Annotated in this window: 6 protein-coding genes; 4 read left to right on the top strand and 2 right to left on the bottom strand. The window is 64.8% G+C overall.

Going from position 1 to position 6,317, the window contains the following annotated elements:
* Nucleotides 1–191: 191 nt before the first annotated feature.
* The gene (locus NKK47_RS34600) at nt 192–701 is read right to left on the bottom strand and encodes a GNAT family N-acetyltransferase (RefSeq protein WP_023679117.1); all 510 of its coding nucleotides are present in this window, start codon (nt 699–701) and stop codon (nt 192–194) included.
* A complete protein-coding gene (locus NKK47_RS34595; protein ID WP_031255614.1) occupies nt 702–986 on the bottom strand; it encodes a type II toxin-antitoxin system TacA family antitoxin in 285 nt (94 codons plus the stop codon). It lies immediately after the preceding gene.
* Between the two features lie 1,007 nt (nt 987–1,993).
* Between NKK47_RS34595 and NKK47_RS34590 the strand changes: the two genes are divergently transcribed.
* The 4 genes from NKK47_RS34590 to cybH are packed head-to-tail and all read left to right on the top strand — an operon-like array spanning nt 1,994 to nt 6,175.
* A complete protein-coding gene (locus tag NKK47_RS34590) occupies nt 1,994–3,070 on the top strand; it encodes a hydrogenase small subunit (RefSeq protein WP_352579876.1) in 1,077 nt (358 codons plus the stop codon).
* Nucleotides 3,070–4,866 carry a nickel-dependent hydrogenase large subunit gene (locus NKK47_RS34585; RefSeq protein WP_023679114.1) on the top strand — a complete coding sequence of 599 codons (1,797 nt, stop codon included), beginning with the start codon at nt 3,070–3,072 and terminating at the stop codon, nt 4,864–4,866. The genes NKK47_RS34590 and NKK47_RS34585 overlap by 1 nt, the downstream gene beginning before the upstream one ends.
* A 13-nt stretch (nt 4,867–4,879) precedes the next feature.
* Nucleotides 4,880–5,455, top strand: coding sequence for a HupE/UreJ family protein (locus NKK47_RS34580; RefSeq protein WP_352579875.1), 576 nt, complete (start codon nt 4,880–4,882; stop codon nt 5,453–5,455).
* A gap of 9 nt (nt 5,456–5,464) precedes the next feature.
* Nucleotides 5,465–6,175 (top strand): Ni/Fe-hydrogenase, b-type cytochrome subunit, encoded by a 711-nt coding sequence (gene cybH / locus NKK47_RS34575; protein ID WP_352579874.1) that lies wholly within the window; start codon nt 5,465–5,467, stop codon nt 6,173–6,175.
* Nucleotides 6,176–6,317 lie beyond the last annotated feature (142 nt).

The following is a 6,317-nucleotide window of genomic DNA, read 5'->3' as shown; positions in this document are numbered from 1 at the left end:
CTCCGCTAAACACGGGGGCTGCGCGGCGGACACGCCGACGTCACCGCAATGCCACGCCATTTTGCAGAACTTGACGCACACAACTTCGCTCTGACCGCCGTCTCCCTCTGGCCCTGCGTGAGGGATCGTCATCCGGCTGCAGGCCGGCGCGCCCGGACGCTGCCGCTACGGGAGGCGCTACGCGCGTGGAGCTAGTGGCCTTTGTCGGCCAGCCAGAGGCCCACGTCCTGGATCGAGCGCATGAGCACCGACGGATTGTCCCGCGCGGGAATGAAGCCCCAGCTCTGCCAGTAGCGCTCGGCCTCGGCGTCGATCGCCCGCACCACCACTGCGCGGCCGCCGACGATGTCGGCGCCGGCGACGCAGCGATGCAGCGCGTCCTTGACCAGGCCGCTGCCGATGCCTTGTCCGGCATAGCGATGGTCGACGGCGAGTTGTCCAATCAACAGGCAGGGGATCGGATCGGGCGGGCGTCCGGTGCGGATGGCGCGCGGTGCGCTGTTTGGCTGGATCACGCCCGGCGCGAGGCCGTAATAGCCGACGACTGTTCCCTCATCGTGAACGACCAGGACGCGGGTAAAGCCGCGGACCTGGTTCGTTCGCGCGAAGCCGGCCAGCCAAGCGTTGAGCGCCGGCTTGCCGCAATCGAAGCTGTCGAGGCGGTGCGCGTCGTCGAGGAGTTCGATGCCTGAAAGCGCCACCTAACGGTCCCAGGGCGGGGACCGACGCAGCCGCTCGGCCGCCTTCGGCGGGGGCGCAGCGGCGGGGGCTGAGATCGCCTGCATGAAGGCGTCATAAGCTTCCGGGGACACGCGGATGACGGTTTCGTTGAGGATGGCCGCCTGCGCCTCGTGCAGCGCGGCGCGCCGCATGAACTCCGTGCGCGACAGGCCGAGCAGCTCCGCGCCGCGGTCGATGATGGTGAGATCATCGTCGCGAAACCGCATCGAGACGGGTGTTTCCTTCCTGGTGGCTGTGGTGGCCATGGCGCGCTCCTGTGCTGCGGACGTATATACGGTAGTGTAACGCGGAACGCAATACTTCGTTCCCTGGTGACGTCTCGTGGACGGATGGCCTCAGGACTCCTCGCCGCATCGGTTCTTCTCGGCTTCTCGCCTGCAATCGCCATTGTCGCAACCCAGAGCAAGGTGGCTTTGGTCAGCTCCGGCGGATCAATTACGGCTTAGGACGCGCATGTGTTCTTATCGGCCGGATGAGCGGCTCCAGAAGCGAAGTCGCTGCCATGACTGTCGCCGGACGAGCCCCGGCTATGCCGAACCCTGATGAACATCTGACGCGATGGCGACTTTCGGGCCGTCACGCCACAAAGGAGGAACGGCTATGAAGGCTGGGCGGCCGGCACTTTCATTCTCAGGCGCCGCTCTATGCCACCTGCCGGCCAAGCGCAGTTGGCACAAATCTTGAACCTCTCTTTGCGCGGCGGCAGGAGCTGCAATCGCACGTTCGGCCTCACGCAATGAAAGACCGGTCACGACCGCGGCACGTGCAGCCTCAGAAAAACCAGTCTGCATTTTATTCAACGGCTTAGCTGCGAGTGCGGCGGCGCGCGGCCGAACATCACCGTGTCGCGGATGCGACAAACCCGACAACAGCGGTTTCAACGCAAGCGGCGACGAGTAGATGGTGCAAATCCCGCGATTCCCAGTCTGCTGTAGCCGCGCAGGCCAAGCGCGATCTGCTCGGCCGTCCTGACAAGCCGCGCGTGGCCTCTGGGCGAGGTCGGTCGAGGCCCGCCGAAATCCCGTCGGCACCCGTCGCCAGGCCTCTTCGCTCGTCTCGCCGCATCGCGGAAACTTTGTTCGAAATCTGCCAGCCCGGTTTCCACTCCTTTGCCGGCCACCGGAACAAGTCAACGCCTCGAAGAGCATCTGAGTTTTGAATTTATTCGGCTTTTTAACTCTGGCATCGGACTTGCTCCGCCTTCGCATGTCCGCGGCACCAGGAGACGCCGCCGCCTGTGGAGGAAGGCCTGATGCAACAAACATTCTACGAGGTCATGCGCCGACAGGGGATCACCCGCCGAAGCTTCCTGAAATTCTGCAGCCTGACGGCGGCTTCCCTCGGCCTTGGACCGGCCTTTGCGCCGAAAATAGCTTACGCGATGGAGTCCAAGCCGCGCATTCCGGTGCTGTGGCTGCACGGGCTTGAATGCACTTGCTGCTCCGAAAGCTTCATCCGCTCGGCGCACCCGCTCGCCAAGGACGTCGTGCTGTCGATGCTTTCACTCGATTATGACGACACGCTCATGGCGGCCGCCGGCCATCAGGCCGAGGCGATCGTCGACGAGGTCGTCGAACAGTACAAGGGCAACTACATCCTCGCGGTCGAAGGCAATGCGCCGCTCAACGAGGACGGCATGTTCTGCATCATCGGCGGCAAGCCCTTCGTCGACCAGCTCAACCATGCCGCCTCCAACGCCAAGGCGATCATCTCCTGGGGCTCCTGCGCCTCCTGGGGCTGCGTGCAGGCCGCGCGGCCGAACCCGACGCGGGCCACGCCCGTCCATAAGGTTCCGGGCCTGCCGGACAAGCCGATCATCAAGATTCCCGGCTGCCCGCCGATCCCAGAAGTGATGACGGCCGTCATCACCTACATCCTGACCTTTGAAAAATTCCCAGAGCTCGACCGGCAGGGCCGGCCGAAGATGTTCTACAGCCAGCGCATCCACGACAAATGCTATCGGCGCCCGCATTTCGACGCCGGCCAGTTCGTCGAGTCCTTCGATGACGAGGGCGCGCGCAAGGGCTATTGCCTCTACAAGGTCGGCTGCAAGGGACCGACCACTTACAACGCCTGCTCGACGGTGGGCTGGAACGGCGGCCTCTCCTTCCCGATCCAGGCCGGCCATCCCTGCATCGGCTGCTCCGAGGACGGCTTCTGGGACAAGGGCGATTTCTACAGCCGCCTGACCCGCGTCCACGGCTTCGGCATCGAGGCCGATGCCGACAGGATCGGCACGACGGCCGCGACCGTGATCGGCGCCGCCGCGGCCGCGCATGCGGCGGCGAGCGTGGTCAAGCGGATGCGCGAAAAGGGAGGGAACAAGTGATGGTCATCCAGACGCCGAACGGCTTCAATCTCGACACCTCCGGCCAGCGCGTGGTCGTCGATCCGGTCACGCGGATCGAAGGCCATATGCGCTGCGAGGTGAACATCGACGAGAACAACATCATCCGCAACGCGGTCTCGACCGGCACCATGTGGCGCGGGCTCGAGGTCATCCTCAAGGGCCGCGACCCGCGCGACGCCTGGGCCTTCACCCAGCGCATCTGCGGCGTGTGCACCGGCACGCACGCGCTCACCTCGGTGCGTGCGGTCGAGGACGCACTGGGCATCATAATCCCGGAGAACGCCAATTCGATCCGCAACATCATGCAGCTCTCGTTGCAGGTGCACGATCATCTGGTCCACTTCTACCACCTGCACGCGCTCGACTGGGTCAACCCGGTTAACGCATTGAGAGCCGACCCGAAGGCGACGTCGGAGCTGCAGCAGGCGGTTTCGCCGAGCCACCCGATGTCCTCGCCGGGCTATTTCCGTGACATCCAGAACCGGCTGAAGAAGTTCGTCGAGAGCGGCCAGCTCGGGCCGTTCAAGAACGGCTACTGGACCAACCCGGCCTATCTGCTGCCGCCGGAGGCCAATCTGATGGCGGTGACGCACTATCTGGAAGCGCTTGACTTCCAGAAGGAGATCATGACGACGCGCACGATCTTCGGCGGCAAGGACATCCATCCCAACTGGCTGGTGGGGGGCGTGCCTTGTGCGATCAACATCGACGGTGAGATGGCGGCCGGCGCGCCGATCAACATGGAGCGGCTGAACTACGTCCGCAGCGTTATCGAGCGCGCCATCGCCTTCGTCGACAACGTCTACATCCCCGACATCATCGCGATCGGCAGTCTCTACAAGGGCTGGCTCTATGGCGGCGGGCTGTCGGGCAAGAGCGTTCTTGCCTATGGCGACATCCCCGACAAAGCCAACGACTATTCGGCAGCCAACCTGATGATGCCCCAGGGCGCGATCATCGATGGCAATCTCAAAGAGGTGCTGCCCGTTGACGTGCGCGATCCCGAGCAGATCCAGGAGTTTGTGCCCCACTCTTGGTACAAATACCCGGACGAGGCGAAGGGCCTGCATCCATGGGATGGTATCACGGAGCCGAACTATCAGCTCGGGCCGAATGCCAAGGGCACGCGCACCGACATCCGCGAAATCGACGAGAGCGCGAAATATTCCTGGATCAAGGCGCCGCGCTGGCGCGGCCATGCGATGGAGGTAGGGCCGCTCGCCCGCTATGTCGTCGGCTACGTCCAGGGCCACGAGGAGATCAAGGAGCAGGTCGACTCGACGCTGCGGGCACTCGGCGTACCGCTGACGGGGCTGTTCTCGACGCTCGGCCGCACCGCTGCGCGCGCGCTGGAAGCACAGTGGGCGGCCCGCAAGCAGGTCTACTTCATGGACAAGCTGATCGCCACCATCAAGGCTGGAGACAGCTCGACGGCCAATACCCAGAAATGGGATCCGAAGTCCTGGCCCGCCGAAGTCAAGGGGGTCGGCTTCACCGAAGCGCCGCGCGGGGCGTTGGGCCACTGGATACGCATCAAGAACGGCCGGATCGAAAACTACCAATGCGTCGTGCCGACCACCTGGAACGGCTCGCCACGCGACCATGCCGGCAATATCGGCGCCTTCGAAGCGTCGCTGATGGAGACCAAGGTGGAGCGGCCGGAGGAGCCGGTCGAGATCCTGCGGACGATCCACAGCTTCGATCCGTGCCTTGCCTGTTCGACCCATGTCATGGGTCCGGACGGACAGGAACTTGCCAATGTCAAAGTGCGCTAGGGGAGGAACCGAAATGAGACACGCTATCCTGAAACTTGGCGCCGCAGCTTCGCTCGCGGTCCTTGCCAGCCCGGCGCTCGCCCATGTCGGCGCAGGGCATGCCGACGGGTTCGCCGCCGGCATCGCCCATCCGCTGATGGGACTCGACCACCTTCTCGCCATGGCGGCGGTCGGGGTCTGGTCGGCGGTGGCCATGCCGTCGCGGGTCCTGGTGGCGCCAGCAACCTTCGTGGCGATGATGATGACGGGTGCGGCGTTGGCCTTTGCCGGCATCGGCCTGCCAGCGGTCGAAGGCATGATCGCGCTATCCGTCCTTGCTCTCCGCATCATGATCGTCGCCGGTGCCGGCCTTCCCGGCATGCTCGGCATCGGCCTTGCCGGGTTCTTCGCCCTCTTCCATGGCCATGCCCATGCGAGCGAGACGACCGGCGCGGCACTTGCCTATATTGCCGGCTTCACGCTCTCGACCGCGGCGCTGCATCTGGCCGGCACCGGCATCGGCCTCAGGCTCGCGTCGTCGCCTTGGGCGCGCGCCGGGCTCGGCATGGTCATTGCCGGCTCGGGCGCTACGCTCGTGTTCGGCGGCTAGGGGGCGGCCATGAGCGCGAGCCAAACTCCGCATGGCGAAGAAGGGGTCTATGTCTACGAGGCGCCGCTGCGCCTCTGGCACTGGGTCAATGCCTTCGCCATCCTCATGCTTGCCGGCACCGGCTACCTGATCGGCTCGCCGCCGCCGGCGGTTGGCGGCGAGGCGAGTTCCAGTTTCCTCTTCGGCTGGATACGCTACCTGCATTTCGTTGCGGGCTATGTCCTGATCGTCGGCTTCGCATTCCGCATCTACTGGGTCTTCGCCGGCAACGAGCATTCCCGGCAGATATTCCTCCCGCCTGTCTGGAACGGACGGTTCTGGAAGGAGCTCTGGCACGAGGTGCTCTGGTACGCCATGCTGGTGAGCGAGCCGATGAAGTATTCCGGGCACAACCCGCTCGCGACGCTCGCCATGCACTTCCTGTTCGTCTGGTTCACCATCTTCATGATCGTGACCGGACTGGCGCTCTACGGCGAGGGGGCCGGCATGGGGTCCTGGCAGTACGACCTGTTCTCGAGCTGGGTCATCCCACTTCTCGGTCAGAGTCAGGACGTGCATACCTGGCACCATCTCGGCATGTGGGTGATCATCTGCTTCGTGATCATCCATATCTATGCCGCGGTGCGCGAGGACATCATGTCGAAGCAGTCGATCATCTCCTCGATGTTCTCCGGCTGGCGGACCTTTCGCGGCAACGGCGCGCCTCGTGATTCCCACTAGGACTTTCGCGACCTCACCTGCCGGGGGGGGGGGGGGGGGGGGGCGCGCGGGGGGGGCGCTTCGGCCCACGGACGAGTTCACCGGCGCAGACCTTACGCTCGTCCAGGGGGAGGCGCGTCCCGCCCTGGACGCCCGGGCGCGT

Origin of the sequence: Mesorhizobium sp. M0019 (assembly GCF_040323975.1) — a bacterium.
In the GTDB taxonomy this organism is placed as follows: domain Bacteria; phylum Pseudomonadota; class Alphaproteobacteria; order Rhizobiales; family Rhizobiaceae; genus Mesorhizobium.
Note: the sequence above shows the minus strand (reverse complement) of the source record. Positions and strands in the feature narration are given on the sequence as shown.